This is a genomic window from Aliiglaciecola sp. 2_MG-2023, assembly GCF_030548145.1.
Taxonomy (GTDB): domain Bacteria; phylum Pseudomonadota; class Gammaproteobacteria; order Enterobacterales; family Alteromonadaceae; genus Aliiglaciecola; species Aliiglaciecola lipolytica_A.
The window spans coordinates 138,745-155,507 of sequence record NZ_JAUORY010000001.1 but is presented as its reverse complement, the minus strand read 5'-3'; the positions used below and the strand labels follow the sequence as shown (position 1 = coordinate 155,507).

Annotated in this window: 20 protein-coding genes; 9 read left to right on the top strand and 11 right to left on the bottom strand. The window is 40.0% G+C overall.

From position 1 onward, the window contains the following. Positions 1–186: 186 nt before the first annotated feature. The 4 genes from Q4567_RS00665 to rpoE are packed head-to-tail and all read right to left on the bottom strand — an operon-like array spanning position 187 to position 2,903. The gene (locus Q4567_RS00665) at positions 187–663 is read right to left on the bottom strand and encodes a SoxR reducing system RseC family protein (protein ID WP_216048137.1); all 477 of its coding nucleotides are present in this window, start codon (positions 661–663) and stop codon (positions 187–189) included. A gap of 1 nt (position 664) precedes the next feature. Continuing rightward, positions 665–1,663: a MucB/RseB C-terminal domain-containing protein gene (locus Q4567_RS00660; protein WP_303498960.1), complete on the bottom strand. Its 999-nt coding sequence runs from the start codon at positions 1,661–1,663 to the stop codon at positions 665–667. Beyond that, positions 1,644–2,267 (bottom strand): sigma-E factor negative regulatory protein, encoded by a 624-nt coding sequence (locus Q4567_RS00655; protein ID WP_216048136.1) that lies wholly within the window; start codon positions 2,265–2,267, stop codon positions 1,644–1,646. The genes Q4567_RS00660 and Q4567_RS00655 overlap by 20 nt, the downstream gene beginning before the upstream one ends. A gap of 57 nt (positions 2,268–2,324) precedes the next feature. Further along, positions 2,325–2,903, bottom strand: a complete 579-nt coding sequence (rpoE, locus tag Q4567_RS00650) for an RNA polymerase sigma factor RpoE (RefSeq protein WP_216048135.1) — start codon at positions 2,901–2,903, stop codon at positions 2,325–2,327. Between the two features lie 183 nt (positions 2,904–3,086). Between rpoE and nadB the strand changes: the two genes are divergently transcribed. After that, positions 3,087–4,709, top strand: coding sequence for an L-aspartate oxidase (nadB, locus tag Q4567_RS00645; RefSeq protein WP_216048134.1), 1,623 nt, complete (start codon positions 3,087–3,089; stop codon positions 4,707–4,709). 65 nt (positions 4,710–4,774) lie between these two features. Here nadB and Q4567_RS00640 read toward each other — a convergent pair whose 3' ends face one another. From Q4567_RS00640 to Q4567_RS00630, 3 genes are read right to left on the bottom strand one after another with little or no spacing between them, the layout of a single operon-like run. After that, entirely contained in the window at positions 4,775–5,614 is an 840-nt protein-coding gene (locus Q4567_RS00640; protein WP_303498957.1) for a MaoC/PaaZ C-terminal domain-containing protein, read from the bottom strand. Positions 5,615–5,640: 26 nt separating this feature from the next. Then, the gene (locus Q4567_RS00635; protein ID WP_216048132.1) at positions 5,641–6,048 is read right to left on the bottom strand and encodes a protein YgfX; all 408 of its coding nucleotides are present in this window, start codon (positions 6,046–6,048) and stop codon (positions 5,641–5,643) included. 25 nt (positions 6,049–6,073) lie between these two features. Beyond that, the gene (locus Q4567_RS00630; protein ID WP_216048131.1) at positions 6,074–6,325 is read right to left on the bottom strand and encodes a succinate dehydrogenase assembly factor 2; all 252 of its coding nucleotides are present in this window, start codon (positions 6,323–6,325) and stop codon (positions 6,074–6,076) included. Between the two features lie 194 nt (positions 6,326–6,519). Here Q4567_RS00630 and ygfZ point away from each other — a divergent pair, with 194 nt between their 5' ends. From ygfZ to Q4567_RS00610, 4 genes are all read left to right on the top strand, one after another. Next, positions 6,520–7,467 carry a tRNA-modifying protein YgfZ gene (gene ygfZ, locus Q4567_RS00625; protein WP_303498952.1) on the top strand — a complete coding sequence of 316 codons (948 nt, stop codon included), beginning with the start codon at positions 6,520–6,522 and terminating at the stop codon, positions 7,465–7,467. 44 nt (positions 7,468–7,511) lie between these two features. Next, positions 7,512–7,997 carry a peptidylprolyl isomerase gene (locus Q4567_RS00620; protein WP_303498950.1) on the top strand — a complete coding sequence of 162 codons (486 nt, stop codon included), beginning with the start codon at positions 7,512–7,514 and terminating at the stop codon, positions 7,995–7,997. 254 nt (positions 7,998–8,251) lie between these two features. Next, positions 8,252–9,292 (top strand): hypothetical protein, encoded by a 1,041-nt coding sequence (locus Q4567_RS00615; protein WP_303498948.1) that lies wholly within the window; start codon positions 8,252–8,254, stop codon positions 9,290–9,292. Between the two features lie 11 nt (positions 9,293–9,303). Beyond that, positions 9,304–10,725: an MBOAT family protein gene (locus Q4567_RS00610; RefSeq protein WP_303498946.1), complete on the top strand. Its 1,422-nt coding sequence runs from the start codon at positions 9,304–9,306 to the stop codon at positions 10,723–10,725. A 33-nt stretch (positions 10,726–10,758) separates the two neighbouring features. Here Q4567_RS00610 and Q4567_RS00605 read toward each other — a convergent pair whose 3' ends face one another. Both Q4567_RS00605 and nadE read right to left on the bottom strand, forming a co-directional pair. Beyond that, positions 10,759–11,097, bottom strand: coding sequence for a P-II family nitrogen regulator (locus tag Q4567_RS00605; RefSeq protein ID WP_303470479.1), 339 nt, complete (start codon positions 11,095–11,097; stop codon positions 10,759–10,761). Between the two features lie 215 nt (positions 11,098–11,312). Next, on the bottom strand, positions 11,313–12,143 hold the full coding sequence (gene nadE / locus Q4567_RS00600) for an ammonia-dependent NAD(+) synthetase (RefSeq protein ID WP_303498944.1): 831 nt from the start codon (positions 12,141–12,143) through the stop codon (positions 11,313–11,315). Between the two features lie 230 nt (positions 12,144–12,373). Between nadE and Q4567_RS00595 the strand changes: the two genes are divergently transcribed. Next, entirely contained in the window at positions 12,374–12,949 is a 576-nt protein-coding gene (locus Q4567_RS00595) for a GspH/FimT family pseudopilin (RefSeq protein ID WP_303470482.1), read from the top strand. A gap of 34 nt (positions 12,950–12,983) precedes the next feature. Here Q4567_RS00595 and Q4567_RS00590 read toward each other — a convergent pair whose 3' ends face one another. Together Q4567_RS00590 and Q4567_RS00585 are read right to left on the bottom strand one after the other, a co-directional pair. After that, a complete protein-coding gene (locus Q4567_RS00590; RefSeq protein WP_303470483.1) occupies positions 12,984–13,241 on the bottom strand; it encodes a DUF3081 domain-containing protein in 258 nt (85 codons plus the stop codon). A 94-nt stretch (positions 13,242–13,335) separates the two neighbouring features. Next, on the bottom strand, positions 13,336–13,953 hold the full coding sequence (locus Q4567_RS00585) for an outer membrane beta-barrel protein (protein WP_303498943.1): 618 nt from the start codon (positions 13,951–13,953) through the stop codon (positions 13,336–13,338). A 377-nt stretch (positions 13,954–14,330) separates the two neighbouring features. On the opposite strand from Q4567_RS00585, the gene Q4567_RS00580 reads away from it, so the two are divergent. From Q4567_RS00580 to fghA, 3 genes are read left to right on the top strand one after another with little or no spacing between them, the layout of a single operon-like run. After that, a complete protein-coding gene (locus Q4567_RS00580; RefSeq protein ID WP_303498942.1) occupies positions 14,331–14,738 on the top strand; it encodes a hypothetical protein in 408 nt (135 codons plus the stop codon). Positions 14,739–14,777: 39 nt separating this feature from the next. Further along, on the top strand, positions 14,778–15,896 hold the full coding sequence (locus tag Q4567_RS00575) for an S-(hydroxymethyl)glutathione dehydrogenase/class III alcohol dehydrogenase (protein ID WP_303498941.1): 1,119 nt from the start codon (positions 14,778–14,780) through the stop codon (positions 15,894–15,896). After that, positions 15,896–16,750, top strand: coding sequence for an S-formylglutathione hydrolase (gene fghA / locus Q4567_RS00570; protein ID WP_303498939.1), 855 nt, complete (start codon positions 15,896–15,898; stop codon positions 16,748–16,750). The genes Q4567_RS00575 and fghA overlap by 1 nt, the downstream gene beginning before the upstream one ends. The last annotated feature ends 13 nt before the right edge of the window (positions 16,751–16,763 follow it).

Sequence of the window (16,763 nt, the reverse complement as noted above, 5' to 3'; positions counted from 1 at the left end):
GGCGGGGATTTTACAGTGTTCTGGTGCACATTGCGATAATGTTCTGACGAATACCCGAACAATTGATTTTAATGCATAGCGATAAAGGGATTTTTAGTAAAGTATATAGGTCAAGAATGATTCGACGCTAACATCTTTTGCACTGCACATCGGTTTAATTAAGCCGCTCTTTTTCAACCCATTGGATCACTTTGGGTTAGTGATTGTTGGGGTGTCTTGAGCCGGTAAAATAGCCAATAATTTAGGTTGGAACCTATTCGTATTTGGCTGATTTGCATATTGTTTAAGATATTTAAAAGTGATAAATGTGGTAATAAAAGCAGCTCCTACAACCCAAAGCTCATGCTTTAAGTCAATTAATGGCAACAAATATTGAGCGCCAATTGCGGTAGCAATCATCACCACTAGAGGCAATAAATAAATTAATGCAGAAGCGGTCAAAAGTTGATTTTCCGCCACCCCAAGTTTTACTCTTTGCCCTACCTTCGCCGCTTGATGGCACCTGAGGATGAGTTGTTCTTTCTTCGGTGTAAAAACTTTGGCAACAACACCAGTACCGCAGTTATCTTGAGCCTGACAACCGCCACATGTTGACTTTACTTCAGTTTCAACCCAAATATGATCTTTATCTACTGCAGTAATAACGCCAATTTCTTCAATCACTTTATTGCACCTGTGTTACCGAAGTAGCAATAGAATTAGCTGTACTGGCTGGAATTTTGCCAATCACCGTAACCAAAACAGCTCCCTGTTTTCTTGAATAATAAATATCTGAACCAAAGCGTGCAACGATATCACTTTCCGCTGAAGAAGCCGTTGCTTGTTGCATATAAACTGAAATATCAACTAAGCCATCACTTAACATTAAATATTCTAGCAAACCTGAATTATCAGGAAGCTGACGAACAGTATGTTTTATTTGTTGCATACCAACGGGAATAAACTCAACTTGCCAATGTTGCTCTGTAGCTTCGACTGGCGCCAGCTCGATTACAGCAGGCATAGTTGCTGTTTCTAATTTGGCGAAATAAGGATCTGGTTGTTCAGTAACGCTTAACGCTGTAACTTGAATTTGTTCAACTTTTTGACCATTCAAATCAACCACGTTGATTTTTAACGGTAAACCCGTTTGTTGATCTAACCACAGATTATAGCCAAAACGGCTTTTATCTTTGCTTATCATACGAATTTGTTGCGCTGCTTTACCGGAAATTCGACTTTTTCCGATGATCACAAAGTCATAAGAACTTAATAAAGATTTCGGATCTGTTAACAGCACATTCGGCATAGGTCCAATGATATACCCTGAAGCTAAGCTATAAGGTGTGCGGTGAGACTCGAAATAACTGACCTTTTCACCAACCCGAACAACTTCGCGGCCCGGCCCATTCAACTGATCTAACTGCTCCATCTCAATGCCATCTTGGTTAACACCATGACGCCACAGATAAGGTTGCGGATCCGCACCAGGTTTAGACAAAACATAAGAAGCAGTGTAATTAAGATTTGCTTTAGCATCTGCCATTTTATCTAGCCACATTAAAACGTTTGGATCTTGAATTAATCCAACTTGTGCACTAGCCAGTTTGACACAACTAAAAAATAGAAAAGCAGCCCAAAGATAGTTGGGCTGCAGAAAGTATTTATTCAGGAAGTTTCTCACGTTCTTGGTTTACTTCTGGTTGATTAGCTTCAGTTTTAACTTCATCTACCAAAGCACTTTCGTCTTGCAGATAACGTTGGCTATCTTTGAGCAAGACTTGCTCCATGTGGTCGTTGATAAACGCGTTAATACGACGTTGGTGGTCACGAACACTTACCGCTGGTGTAACCTGCGTTTGTTCCAAGCTTACCGGAGATAATCCCCCTTGTATGCCAGGGTATGACGCTGGTGCAGGATTAAAAATCTGTTGATCTTCTTGATTAAGCTGCTGCACACCGACAACCACTGCAACGGCAACAGAAGCTGCTATTGCTAATTGCCCGCCGGAACGAACTAGTGGGACCACATTGCTGATAACCGGTAAATCACGCCAAGTACGTTTAGGCGCTAAAATAGCAGGTTCAGACTCCAACGCAGCGGCAATAGATGCGCTTATGTCAAAATCCGCGCTTATTGGCATTTCTTTACGCATAGATTGACGAATAATGTGATAACGCTGCCATTTGGCACCCATTTCATCATCATTGAGGATATTCGAGACAAAGTTATCATCTTGACTCTCACCGTCAATAAATGCCGACAAATTTTCATGCTTATGCGTCATAAAAGGTTCCTGAATTAACGCTTCATTCTTCAACATTTTTTTACAAATGTCATTTATTTATCTTTCTAAGAGCGGGTTTAAGACTTTATCTATCGCCTCTCGCGCTCTAAAAATTCTTGATCGAACTGTTCCAACTGGGCAGTCCATCACATTGGCTATGTCTTCATAGCTCAACCCTTCCAACTCACGTAATGTTATAGCCATGCGTAAATCTTCGGGCAATTTATCCAGTGTATCAAATAACACTTTTTCAAGTTCTTCTGACATCAGACTGCGTTCAGGGGAGTTTTGTTCCTTTAACGCATCACTTCCGTCGTAATAATCTGCTTCTTCTGCATCCACATCACTGGCAGGGGGTTTTCTTCCCTGCGAAACTAAATAATTCTTTGCACTGTTAACCGCAATTCTGTAAAGCCAAGTGTAAAATGCACTTTCGCCCCGAAAGTTAGGTAAAGCTCTATAAGCTTTAATAAACGCTTCTTGGGTCACATCAGCTACATCACCTGAATTTTTGACATAACGTGAAACCAAATGCGCGACTTTGTGTTGGTACTTAGTGACCAACAAACCAAACGCATTTTTATCTCCGCGCTGCACTTTTTCAACAATCTGTTGATCCGTTATCTGCTCGCTCATTCGAGCCATCACTCCTTATACAAATACTACCACGGCTCCTGCAAGCACAAATATAGACTTTGCGTTTTGCGAAAAGTTCGATTTAAATTAAATTATTACAAACTTTCTATTCAAAGGCTTATTTTCACAAGCTGTCAATTCTGATAGGGTCTGCAAATTAATTCCAATTGGCTATTGTACTATATGAGCTCTACTGTTGAACATCGTTGTGACGTTTTGATTATTGGAAGTGGCGCGGCAGGCCTTTCTTTAGCATTAAAGTTAGCTGACAAATATAATGTAATAGTACTAAGTAAAAGTACATTATCAGAGGGTTCTACTCGGTATGCACAAGGCGGTATAGCCGCTGTATTTGATGAACAAGACTCTATCGAATCCCATGTAAAAGATACCCTTGAAGCGGGGGCTGGGCTGTGTGAAGAGGACGCTGTTCGTTTTACCGCTAAGCAAGCTAAACAGTGTATGCAGTGGTTAATTAATTACGGTGTTCCCTTCGATCAGGAAAAAGATGAACAAGGAAACGCCCGTTATCATTTAACCAGAGAAGGCGGACATAGCCACCGTCGAATTTTACATGCAGCCGATGCAACAGGCTTCGCAGTGCAAACTTCATTGCAAGAAGCCGTTATGCAGCATCCCAACATTCATCTGTTTGAACGTTACAATGCTATCGATTTAGTCCGTCATGAAGGCGCTCCCAATCAATGTTTGGGCGCATATGTATGGAACCGTAAAAAAGAACATGTTGAATTTATCCGCAGTCGTTTTACGGCGCTAGCAACAGGCGGTGCCAGTAAGGTCTACCAATATACATCGAATCCTGATGTTTCCAGCGGTGACGGTATCGCAATGGCTTGGCGTGCAGGTTGTTCTGTGGCAAATATGGAATTCAATCAATTTCATCCAACCTGTTTGTTCCACCCTGAAGCCAAAAACTTCCTCATTACCGAAGCGCTAAGAGGAGAAGGTGCATTTTTATGTCATGCAGATGGCAGCAAATTTATGCATAAATTTGATCCCAGAGGCGATTTAGCACCTCGAGATATTGTCGCACGGGCGATAGATTTCGAAATGAAACGCCTAGGAAAGGACTGCATGTATTTAGACATCAGTCATAAATCCGCAGATTTCATTGTGAAACATTTTCCCAATATTTATCGAAAGTGTCGTTCTTTAGGTATAGACATTACGCGCCACCCTATTCCTGTCGTACCAGCAGCCCATTATAGTTGTGGTGGTGTAAAAACCGATTTTAATGCAAAGACAGATTTAGATAACTTATATGCCATAGGTGAAGTCGCCTACACGGGTTTGCATGGTGCGAACCGCATGGCCAGTAATTCGCTACTGGAATGCGTTGTCTTTGCGCATGCCGCCGCCAATGATATTTTATCCAAAGCAGATATGCCGGTTTTCGAACAATCGATTCCAGCTTGGGATGAAAGTCAAGTGGGCAACTCAGATGAGGAAGTAGTGATTCAACATAACTGGCATGAGCTGCGTCTATTTATGTGGGATTACGTTGGTATAGTGCGCACCAATAAACGATTAGAACGAGCGCTTCGTAGAATAGAATTGTTGCAACAAGAAATTCATGATTATTATGCTAACTTCCGAGTGAGCAATAATTTACTGGAGTTGCGAAACCTAGTCACAGTGGCAGAACTCATCGTTCGCTGTGCCATGAGTCGCAAAGAAAGTCGCGGACTGCATTATAACCTTGATTACCCAGATACGTTGGAAAAGGCCGAAGTAACCGTTCTTGCAGGCCGAAGCAGCACACCATCTCGACGACTGGACTCTTAACCGGTCGTACTATTGATTAATAATAGGAAGGTTACCGGCCTATTATTAATCTCTCTGCATTTTCGCTAAAACGTCATTTTTCCTTGCAAATGACACACCTTAGCGTCATCACTGGTCAGCGAGAATTGAGTAACAGCAGTGTCGTCGTCTGATTTCCACAAAGATACATCAGATGGCAAAAACAATGGCTTTATAAAGTTAACTGCAACGCTGAACTCATCGCCAATATGTTCTTGAAACTCTGAAATACTCCTCGCCTTGCTCCACATTCCGTGAGCAATGGCCGACTTAAAACCAAATAATTTGGCGCTGGTTTGACTCAAGTGTATTGGATTAAAATCGCCAGAAACTTTACCATACTTGCGGCCAACAGCAGAATCACAATGCCATTGATTAACAAGTAATGAGCCGCTTTGTAGCTGGTAAGGTCGAGAATGGGATTTTCCACTGAAGGATTTTTTATCAACTGCTAATAGCTCACTCTCTGAGTGCCATATTAGTTGCTGTTGCTGATAAAATTTAGATTCTATTTTGAAGCTAATGCCTTTTATATGTCGTTCAAAGCTAACTATGTTACTTTCAAGTTCCACATCCATTGAAAGATCTAGCGCAGTAAGAACGTCGATCTTATTGCTTAAGTGGACAATGCCCAAAAGCGCAAAAGGAAATCGGTCATCAAGCATTAACTGCATATGTTGTTTGAAGGCATACAAATGTAAAAAGCAAGGATGTAATGGGGTTGATTGCGTCTCTTGCCACTGCACGACTTTGTGGTAAGCCTGTATTTTCGATTCATCTACCCTACCGAGCTTCTGACGAACGCCCAGTTCTACATTCGGTAAAAGTGCAGAATCGAACACCAAGGGTTGGCTTCTTTTTAGCCCCGCTTTTAGGAAATCCAACATATTTAATTAATCACTCTTCAAACACATTAACTGTCCAATGATTGTTGCTGGCAGCGCAGAACAATGCGACATAGTCGTCTGAAATCATGCTCAGAAACTTGGTCTTTGGCTAACCACATAAACATTGGCGGTTTATTAAGTATACTTTTTTGAAAGTGCAAGCAGATAAAAGCACCGCAAATTTTACTTTTTTGGCTGATTCGATAGCATCCTGAGGAAGCGCCTTGCAACCAATTCACTTCGCCAACAGAACTCAGACTCATGACGCTTATCGAAGCTTCGCCTTGGGTTTTGAATATCCAGCGAATGCCGAATAACAATGTAACAAGCGTTGCGATAGTTTGTAGCATGATTTGCGCAGGAATCACCGAGGCTTTCCAGAACCAAAAGGTTAACATCAAAAAGCTTATCCAACTGATTTGCAGGCAAATCATTAGACGGCTCTTTGCAATGCTAATTCTATACTTTGACACGACTCAAGATATGTTCAACCATTTGCGCAAGTTCGGGATCTTCGCACTCTTGATGCCCCATGAACCATGCAAATAAATCAGGATCATCACTGGTCAATAAACGTTCAAACACCAATTGTTGAGATTCATCTAAATCGTCAAAGGCTTCCTCAACAAACGGCATAAAAAGGACGTCAAGTTCAAGCATGCCTCGTCGACATGCCCACTTCAATCTAGACACTCTTTTTTTATCAAACATCCTGGCTCCAGGTAATAACATTAAACAAAATGGGATAGCTATTTTACTCAACTGAGTCTTGCATAATTAGCTTACGGCAATTGTATTCTGATTATCGTAAAAAATCTCAGACAAATTAACGATAGACTTGCATCTGAGTCGCAAAACCCCATTATAGTGGACAAGATAGATAGATTAACAAGGTATTAGCAAATATGCAGTCTAGTTTTTCAACACCTGATAGTTTTTGTGGTGAACTAAGTAACTTGGGAATAATTTCCGTTGAAGGTGAAGAGGCAGTGAGTTATCTGCAAGGAAAAGTCACTAACGACATGGAATCGTTAACTGAAGATCAGAGCCAACTTGGTTGTCACTGTGATTTCAAAGGTAAAACGTGGAATATTTTTCATGCCCTAAAAACGACTAATGGAGTCGATTTACTGTGTCACCGCGAAAGTATCCCAGCGTCCTTGGCAGAACTCAAAAAATACGGCGTATTTTCAAAGGTAGAGTTTAGCGACTCATCGAACCAATGGCATTATTTCGGTTTATCAGGTGCCCAGTCAGAACAGGCAATCGAAGCCCACTTTGGGGTGATCCCTGACAAACATTTGCAAGTTGTGTCCACACAACAAGGCAAAGTGATTCGATTTGATACGCCACACACTAGATATTTGGTTCTAGCGCACGATAAACTCGCGCAACAATTGACGCAAGAACTGACCACGTCAGAAATGGCAGAAAAGTATTGGGAAGCGGCAGATATACTCAGTGGTTTAGCAAATATTCAGGCTGCCACATCTGAACAATTCGTACCTCAAATGATGAATTTGCAAGCTCTCCAGGCAATTAGTTTTGACAAAGGCTGTTACATGGGCCAAGAAGTCGTTGCGCGAACAAAGTATTTGGGAAAAAACAAACGAGCAGCTTTTATCCTGAAGTCCGATAATACCACTTCAGTACTTGCAGGCGACATTTTAGAGGCTAAAATGGGTGATAACTGGCGACGAAGTGGTACAGTATTACGCAGTGCTTCATTAGAACATGGAACTTGTGTCTTAGCTATTTTGCCAAATGATACAACTGCAGAGCAAATATTCAGGGCTAAAGACACCCCTGAGCAATTATTTACATTACAGCCTTTGCCCTACAATCTTGATTAAATTATCGGGTTTTACCGATCTAACAATATAGAGAATAACGTTATATGCTAATTTCAGAAAACGCCATTGTTACAATGCACTTTACCGTAAAAACCCAAGATGGTACCCAAATTGATTCATCGCGAGACGGAGAACCAATGGTTTATATGCAAGGTAGCCAATATCTTATCAAAGGGTTAGAAGACGCGTTAGAAGGCCGTCAACCAGGCGATAAATTTGCTCTAGATGTTGCCCCAGAGCTAGCATATGGCGAGCGTCATGACGAGCTAGTACAATTAGTACCTAAAACCATGTTTGACGGCATGGAAGTAGAAGTGGGTATGACCTTTAGGGCAACGACTGACGATGGAGAACAGTCTGTGATGGTGATTGATGAGACCGATGACGAAGTTGTTATTGATGGTAATCACCCTCTTGCTGGCGTTTCCCTCAATTTCGATGTGGAAATTTTAGAAGTAAGAGAAGCAACAGATGATGAAATAGCCCATGGTCACCCCCATGCTGAAGGTGGTTGCGGACATCACCACTAGAGCTTTTGTTTAAATATTGAGACTAAAAGGCTATTGAAATATTCTTTAGCCTTTTTTAGGTTTAGTTGAGAATTGAGTTTCCAATTGATTAATACCAACACCTAATAACAGAAAAACATACTAATAACCTTTGTCTATTTCCTGTTCATCTATAGACTAATAGCAATACAAACTGCGTTGATAATCTTGAAATTATCTGCAAGTGCTTAACACAACGGAATAATATTTTGCAAAATCCGGTGAAGAAAACGTTTATGACCATCGCTTTAGCGATAGTCATTTTTATCCTTCTAGAAGTAGCTTTGCAAGCTCGCTCACATATCCGATTCGGTAAAAGTGTATTCAACACCCTTTCAGAAACGACCACATTTGTTGTAGACCCCAAAACGGGGTTATTACTATTACGTCCAAATGCTATTATCGAAGGGTCTCAAGCAACTATCAAAACCAATAGTTTAGGGTTAAGAGACGACGAAGTAGATGCAAAACCGGAAGGTGAATTCAGAATTGCTATTCTTGGAGCCTCATCAGTAATGGGTACTTACACCAAAAATAATAGCGATACTATTTCCGCCAAATTAAATAAATCGTTAACTCAAAATTTCCCAGAGAAAAAATTCAGAGTTATCAATGCTGGGATTGCAGGACTAGTTGTCTACGAACAAATTAAATTATTAGATGAAGTAATCAGGCCTTTGAATATTGATCTTTTGGTTTGGTATCCAGGTTTCAATGATATGACGGGTTACTGTCTTCAAAAGTTAGAGACTAGGAAAAGCAAGAATATTGACTATAAATTACCCAAATTACAGTTACCTAGTTGGCTACTTTCAATAGATTTGCTGATTAAAAACACTGTAGAATTACGCACAACAGCTTTCCAAAATACTGAGCAACTTGATCCCTCTACTCTAGATACATCGCGATATACCAAAAAAGTAAATCAATTATTAGATACTGCAGAAAAATTAAATGTACCAACGTTAGTAGTTACTAATGCCAGAGCTTTTAGAACTGAGATGCCAGAAGAAGAACAATATCGACTTTCTGAAACATCTAGATATTATAACAACTGTTTTGATTTGAAAGGAATCAACAGACTTTTTGATGATCACAATTTGATAATAGAAAAAGTGGCTAAATCGCGCGGATACCCTGTGTTAAATCTGAATGAGAAAATTCCTGGTGGAGATGAGTATTTTGGAGATGCTACTCACTTTACTGTTAAAGGCACTCAAAAATTTGCAGAAACTCTTGAGCAGAAGTTAATAACCAGTGATTTAATTCCACATTAAGGATTTGACAGTTGAGCTTTCAATCTTTCCATTTCATTGTATTTTTTCTCGTAACACTTTTTATAGTAAGAGTCCTACTAGCTAAAAATTCCAACTATAAAAAAACATATTTACTCGCTGCTAGCTATTATTTTTACATGTGTTGGGATTGGCGATTTTCAGCTTTAATCTTGCTAATCACCCTGATTAACTTTGTCGTGGGCCCCAAAATTAAAAAGGCGCAAAGCCTAGGACAAAAAAAGTTTTGGTTAACCATATCATTAGCTTCAAGCTTAGGCATTCTAGCTTACTTTAAATATTTAAATTTCTTTATCGAAAGCGCCAATGAATTGTTACAGGGCTTTGGTTTCACGAGTGAGTTACCCATTCTTAATATTGTATTGCCGATAGGGATATCATTTTATACTTTTCAAAGTATTAGTTATTCCCTAGATATTTATCGTGAGCGAGTTGAACCTGTATCCAGTTTACGAGATTTTGCATTATTTGTGTCATTTTTCCCGCAACTAGTAGCAGGTCCAATAGTTCGTTCATCTTATTTTCTGCCTCAACTAGATCAACACTACAACAATACTTCAACCTCAATTGAAGATGGATTTGCTTTAATCTTACGTGGTTTTATCAAAAAAATTATCATTGCAGATACGTTGGCGTTGCATATTGTTGACCCAGCTTTTGCAGATCCACAAGCGTTTTCACCGCTATTTTTGCTACTCGCCATCTATGCATATAGTTATCAAATATATATGGATTTTTCAGGGTATACAGATATCGCTAGAGGTGTAGCGAAAACCCTTGGTTATGAACTACAAATTAACTTTAATAGACCTTATAAAGCCATCTCAATCTCAAACTTTTGGCAAAGATGGCATATTTCTATGTCTTCCTTTTTCAGGGATTATCTGTACTTTGGACTAGGCGGTTCTAAGTCTGGTAATGTTTATCGAAATTTATTTATTACTTTCTTAATGATAGGCATATGGCATGGTGCAGGCTGGAACTTTGTAATTTATGGATTCATACATGCATCATTTGTTTGTTTAGAAAGGTGGCGGAGAGAAAGCCGCAAGAATCGCGGTATAGAAGAAAAGTCTTTTGAAGGAAGCCGCCTAATAATGCAAATTTTTTGGATTTTTAATTTAGTGGCATTCTCTCGACTATTTTTTAGAGGAGGATCATTAGAAGGTGCTAGTGTATACGCGCAATCAATGCTGCAGTTTGACAATCACAATGCGCCAATAAGCCTAGTGGGAATTACCATACTGAGCGCTGCAATCATTGCTCATTACTTGCCAGACTCATGGACGTTCAGTTGGAAGAAAGTTTACTCTTCTCTTCCTACTGTTGCTCAATCTATCTTGATTGTAACTATCACCTTTTTAGTAATGGCATTTTCTTCTGGCGATGCACCGTTTGTATATTTTCAATTCTAATAGTGTTTTATAAGACAAAAAATGGAATTGACATTAAACTGCTTCTTCATTTTCTTCCCCTGTTCGAATGCGGATCGCTCTGTCGATTGTAGAAACGAAAATCTTTCCATCACCAATTTTGCCTGTACGCGCTTTGTCCATAATGACTTCAATTGCACGCTCGACCATATCATCAGGAATAATAATTTCTATTTTATGTTTGGGTAAAAAGCCAATGTGATACTCTGCACCACGATATAATTCTGAGTGACCTTTTTGTCGACCAAAGCCTTTGACTTCGGTAACGGTCATACCTGAAATCCCTATGCTAGAAAGTGCTGCTCGCACATCTTCCATTTTGAAAGGTTTGATAATGGCTTCAACTTTTTTCATCAGACGTCCTTAGGATCCTACTACCAGCATGGGAATTTTAGCGTAATCGGATGGGCAATTTGGCTAACCGCTAATTCGCCACCCTTAGTTTACATTTAATTTACATCAGGTTAATAAAATATACCATCAGCAATTACGCAAGCAGCAAAAAATCGTCCAGCTCTATGAAAAAAAGCTGGATAATGTATCGCACTTTAGAGGAGCACTGTTTTTAATCAATCATAAAGCGTGGGAATAGGCACTCTTTTATGTTGTGTTTTAGTGAATATTTCGATTAATTTAAGTTCCACGTCTTGTGAAACTTCTTTACCTTCTAGGAAGTCATCAATCTGATCATAGGTCATACCCAATGCTTGCTCATCCGCCTTTTGCGGAGACAGGGTTTCTAGGTCAGCTGTTGGGGCTTTATTAACGATTTTATCCGGGGCTCCGAGATGGGTAGCAATTTGCCTAACTTGACGCTTATTTAAGCCAAATAAAGGAACTAAATCACAGGCTCCATCGCCATATTTGGTGTAAAACCCAGTAATATTTTCTGCTGAATGATCTGTACCTAAGACAAGACCATCCATCATCCCAGCAATCTCATATTGAACGACCATACGTGAGCGTGCCTTAACGTTTCCTTTCACAAAATCTTGCTTATGGGCATCGTCAGGTAATAAACCCGCTTCTGCTAACGAACCGCATGTTTGGTCATGAATTGCATCTGCACCAGGTTGAATATTCACACTAACAGCATGACTTGGCTGTATAAAATCAATACTTATTTGTGCATCCTCTTCGTCAGCCTGAACACTGTATGGTAAGCGAACGGCGACAAACTGATATCCACCATTAGACTGTTTATTTAATCCATCAACAGCCAATTGGGCCAACCGCCCCAAAGTGCAAGAGTCAACCCCTCCACTGATCCCCAACACCAACGTTTTCATTCCTGAAAGCGTAAGTTGGTTCTGAATAAATGCGACTCGTCTTTCAACTTCTTTTTGTGGATTAATTTCAGGAAGTACGTGCATTTCTTCTAAAATGGCTTTTTTGTGCATCTCAGTTCTCGTTTCTATGTTGTAAGGCTGGATATGACGTTCAGTTGATGAACGACTAAACTTAGTTAGGCAATAGGTTTCGAAATAAACATACTGCCTTTCAAAATTAAAATATTCTCAGATACTTTGATGTGTAATTGTATACCTAAAAGTCATTTAAATACGTTATTGTATTGTCCAATCACGTAATTTTTAGTTCTGTCAGTAAGCTAATAACCTTTGGAGTATCTTTGAAAAGCGTAAACATCTCTTTGATGTCCAATACTTTACAAAAAGGCGTCACACTTGTCGAATTAATGATAGGTCTGGCAATAGTTGCGATAGTTTTAACCATATCCGTTCCCGCTGCCCAAGGGATCATCATTAAAAACCGTATTGTATCAGAAGTAAATGAAATCAGCGGTGTCATTCAATTTGCTCGGGCTAACGCGGTGGATGAGCAACTGACCACAATTGTCTGCCCCACCGCTGACTTTTCAACCTGTTCGACCAATTGGAATCAGGTTAAAATGGTGTTTGGTGATGAAGATGGTAATGGCTCAAGGGGAGATGATGAAGATATTTTGGCGGCTACAGCATTACTTTCTGATAACAATTATGTGACAGGTCCTGCTCAAGCCATTCAATTTAACCCCAACGGCTCGGCAAATACTCAGTCTACTCTACTTATTTGCCATAAAAATAAGGAGGCCACCTACGCTCGGCAACTTACGGTTACGCCTCAAGGAAGGGTCAAAATGAGTCAAGATACAGATAAAAACGGGGTCCATGAAAACATCTCTGGTGGAGCACTAAGTTGCAGTTAAACACAACTCACCTGAGGCCCTAATCCATTTTTCCTTATTCAATTTGGCTGATGGCTTTTAATTTTTTTTCAAACTGTTCTAAGTGTTCAGCTTTTTCATAGTCAAAATGATATTGGTTATGAAAACCAAATCGTAAACTAACCAATGCATCTTCTAAAAAAACGGTATAGCCATCAAGATCAGTATAAGCTTTGACCCCCTGAAATAGATGCCCACCTTCAACAGCCTCCCCTTTTTCGCGGATTTTTTCGAAGACATTTAAAATAAAACGACTGTCTAATTCATTTTTCATATAAACCTCCATTCACGGCGAATATGCTTAAAAATAATCGAAATTGCATCAGCACAACTTTGCACCTGCTGGATTATAATGAGTAAATTTAAAATTAATTAAAATTATATCGTAAGCCGATATAAGCCCCATTGTGTTCAAATCCCTGTTCGCCGCGTATATGTTCAATTTCTGTTCGGAGTAACAAGTTAACACCAAGATAAAAATCAAAACCGATACCAAATTGCACCGCAGCCACACCTTCATCAAACTCGCACAAAGTTAAACTTTCGCCACTACCTAAATTAAATGGGGCTGGGGTGCCAAATTCACAACCCTCCCCTGAAGATAGGTTTTGACCTTCAACATCAGCGTTCAATATTCCCAACCGATAATATAGTTCACCGTAATTACTGGTGGCCTTACCTAACACCGATATCCCCAATGCATCAGCCTTAAGCCCGAAATCGGTTGCGCTTAAGCCTTCAATTGTAGTGGGAAGCTGCTCAACCAGTGATTGATTTGCAAGTTGATGATAACCAAATTCTGCATACCATTTTTCAGCGAATTGGTAGCCTACCGCCAATTTGTAACTTGTTTTACTGGCACTAGTGGATTCTAGACTAGTTTTGGCATATCCAAGGGTCGTTACACCATACATATTGTCTGTAGCAACAGCATGACCGCTTAGAATGAATAAAGTGGCAATAAATAGACAACGAGAGAGTTTCACACATAATCCTTCAAAATGAGCTAAAAACACAGTGATACTGTAATAGGTTAAAATAGCCTTAGTAACAAAACCTAAGCTAATTAGTTTTTTATATTAACCCAATTTATGCAGGATGTGCTTACTTTTTCAAGTAAAATTAAAGTCAAATTGCGTCTTAAAAAGACACATAATTAACCTAATATTTATGCATAAGATAGTCTATTTAATGAGCGATTGGATATTGTCTTGCTATTATTTTTATTTTAAAGCCACACGCCATTTTGATTTCACCCTATTGTTTAAGCTATATTTTGCGGGTGCTTTGCCTATTAGCGGTGTTCAAGCATATAGACCACTAAAATAGTGAAGTACGATTGTTAATTGACTGGTTCATACTTTTGAAAATACCTATATTACCATTTTTAGCCATAGCGATTATCGTTTTCGTTTGCTTATCAGGCTGCGTTTCAAATAAAGATACACAGCTACAAATTCGACATGTGTTTGACAAGCAAATTACATCATCACAGTCTGGCTTCGAATTTGTACTAGTTTGGTATTTACCGCCGGCAGAGCTGGTGCGCGGTAAACAAAACAATTTGTATATGAATACTAGGTTGAGATCTACGAGTGCAGAAGCCTCACGTTTCTCCCTCGATAATGAAACACGACTAAGATTAGAAGATATTGCAATTCAGCGATTAGAAAACGAACTTGAATCTAATCGAATGTGCCCACATGGATATAAAATTGATCAAATTAAATGGCTTGAACGTTCTATCGGCTTTATTGGAAAATGCCAATAAGTCTAGATAAATCAGATAGTCGTAACATAGGAATGAAATATGGAAACCATTAAGACGCGCGCTGCAGTCGCTTGGGAAGCTGGAAAACCACTCAGCATCGAAGAAGTTGATCTAATGCCACCACAAAAAGGCGAAGTATTAGTAAAGATAGTGGCAACGGGTGTTTGTCATACCGATGCATATACACTGTCGGGTGATGATCCTGAGGGACTTTTCCCAGCGATTCTAGGCCATGAAGGTGCGGGAATTGTAGAAGCTGTTGGCGAAGGAGTGACTTTGGTAGAAGTTGGCGATCACGTGATTCCTTTGTATACGGCTGAGTGCGGAAAATGCAAATATTGTCTATCGGGTAAAACTAATTTATGTCAGGCTATTCGTGCCACCCAAGGCCAAGGTTTAATGCCAGATGGTACTACTCGTTTTTCTAAAGATGGCAAACCAATTTATCATTATATGGGCACCTCCACTTTTGCCGAACATACCGTTGTACCGGAAATTGCACTAGCAAAAATCCCCAAAGAAGCTCCCCTTGAAAAAGTATGTTTGTTAGGCTGTGGAGTGACTACAGGCATGGGCGCGGTAACCAATGCTGCCAAAGTCCAAGAAGGTGACACAGTTGCCGTATTTGGATTAGGTGGAATCGGTTTGTCTGTACTTATTGGTGCTAGAATGGCCAAGGCCGGTCGCATTATTGCCATTGATATCAATGAAGATAAATTTGAAATCGCCAAACAACTGGGAGCAACAGATGTTATCAATCCCAAAGATTATGATAAGCCAATTCAAGAAGTCATTGTAGATATGACCGAAGGTGGTGTGGACTACTCATTCGAGTGCATTGGCAACGTCAATGTTATGCGCTCAGCTCTTGAATGTTGCCACAAAGGTTGGGGAGAATCAGTGATAATCGGTGTCGCGGGTGCAGGCCAAGAAATCTCAACCCGCCCCTTCCAGCTTGTGACTGGCCGAGTTTGGCGAGGGACTGCGTTTGGGGGAGTCAAAGGTCGTAGCCAATTACCTGATTATGTACAAAGGTATATGGACGGAGAGTTTGAACTCGATACATTCATCACCCATACAATGGGATTGGAAGACATCAATAAAGCCTTTGATTTGATGCATGAAGGTAAGTCTATTCGTTCGGTAGTGCATTACTAATGTCTGCCTTAGAACTGGTCTCATCAGTAAAGAGTTTTGGCGGTCATCAGCAGCGCTTTAAGCACCAATCAAAAGTGCTTAATTGCGAAATGAACTTGAGTGTATTTGTACCTCCACAAGTTGAACAGAACAAACCCCTACCGGTTTTATATTGGTTAAGTGGGCTTACTTGCACAGATGAAAACTTCGTCACTAAAGCAGGCGCGGCAAGAGTTGCAGCAGAGCTTGGTTTAATTGTAGTTTGCCCAGATACCAGCCCTCGGGGTGAAAAGGTTGCTGATGACCAAGCTTATGATTTAGGACAGGGCGCGGGATTTTATGTAAATGCGACTCAGCCACCATGGAACACCCATTACCATATGTACGATTACATTGTTGATGAGTTACCTGACTGCATAAATCAAACCTTTAATTGCATACCCAAAGTGGCCCTTGCAGGTCACTCGATGGGTGGCCACGGCGCACTTACTCTAGGCTTGTCGAATATACAGAAATACACCTCTATTTCTGCATTTGCCCCCATTGTAAACCCGTTGGATTGTCCATGGGGCAAAAAAGCATTTCAGGCTTATTTAGGAGATGACGTCACTGAATGGGAGCAATATGACGCGTGCAAATTACTCCAGCAACAAGGACAATTTTTGCAAGTTCCCATACTCATCGACCAAGGTTTAGATGATGATTTTTATCAAAGTCAAAAATTAACTAAGCCATTCGATGAGTTAGCACAAACTTTAAATTACCCCGCTATCGTTAATTATCATCGTGGTTATGATCATAGCTACTTTTTTATCGCCAGCTTTATTGAAGAGCATTTACGTTTCCACCATAAATTTTTGACCGCGACAGACTAGTCAAAAAAGCACA

Bases quoted from the DNA above. Each gene is read 5' to 3' on its own strand.
- Q4567_RS00655 (WP_216048136.1), bottom strand. From the start codon at position 2,267: ATGACGCATAAGCATGAAAATTTGTCGGCATTTATTGACGGTGAGAGT.
- rpoE (WP_216048135.1), bottom strand. From the start codon at position 2,903: ATGAGCGAGCAGATAACGGATCAACAGATTGTTGAAAAAGTGCAGCGC.
- nadB (WP_216048134.1), top strand. From the start codon at position 3,087: ATGAGCTCTACTGTTGAACATCGTTGTGACGTTTTGATTATTGGAAGT.
- Q4567_RS00640 (WP_303498957.1), bottom strand. From the start codon at position 5,614: ATGTTGGATTTCCTAAAAGCGGGGCTAAAAAGAAGCCAACCCTTGGTG.
- Q4567_RS00635 (WP_216048132.1), bottom strand. From the start codon at position 6,048: ATGATTTGCCTGCAAATCAGTTGGATAAGCTTTTTGATGTTAACCTTT.
- Q4567_RS00630 (WP_216048131.1), bottom strand. From the start codon at position 6,325: ATGTTTGATAAAAAAAGAGTGTCTAGATTGAAGTGGGCATGTCGACGA.
- ygfZ (WP_303498952.1), top strand. From the start codon at position 6,520: ATGCAGTCTAGTTTTTCAACACCTGATAGTTTTTGTGGTGAACTAAGT.
- Q4567_RS00620 (WP_303498950.1), top strand. From the start codon at position 7,512: ATGCTAATTTCAGAAAACGCCATTGTTACAATGCACTTTACCGTAAAA.
- Q4567_RS00615 (WP_303498948.1), top strand. From the start codon at position 8,252: ATGACCATCGCTTTAGCGATAGTCATTTTTATCCTTCTAGAAGTAGCT.
- Q4567_RS00605 (WP_303470479.1), bottom strand. From the start codon at position 11,097: ATGAAAAAAGTTGAAGCCATTATCAAACCTTTCAAAATGGAAGATGTG.
- nadE (WP_303498944.1), bottom strand. From the start codon at position 12,143: ATGCACAAAAAAGCCATTTTAGAAGAAATGCACGTACTTCCTGAAATT.
- Q4567_RS00590 (WP_303470483.1), bottom strand. From the start codon at position 13,241: ATGAAAAATGAATTAGACAGTCGTTTTATTTTAAATGTCTTCGAAAAA.
- Q4567_RS00575 (WP_303498941.1), top strand. From the start codon at position 14,778: ATGGAAACCATTAAGACGCGCGCTGCAGTCGCTTGGGAAGCTGGAAAA.
- fghA (WP_303498939.1), top strand. From the start codon at position 15,896: ATGTCTGCCTTAGAACTGGTCTCATCAGTAAAGAGTTTTGGCGGTCAT.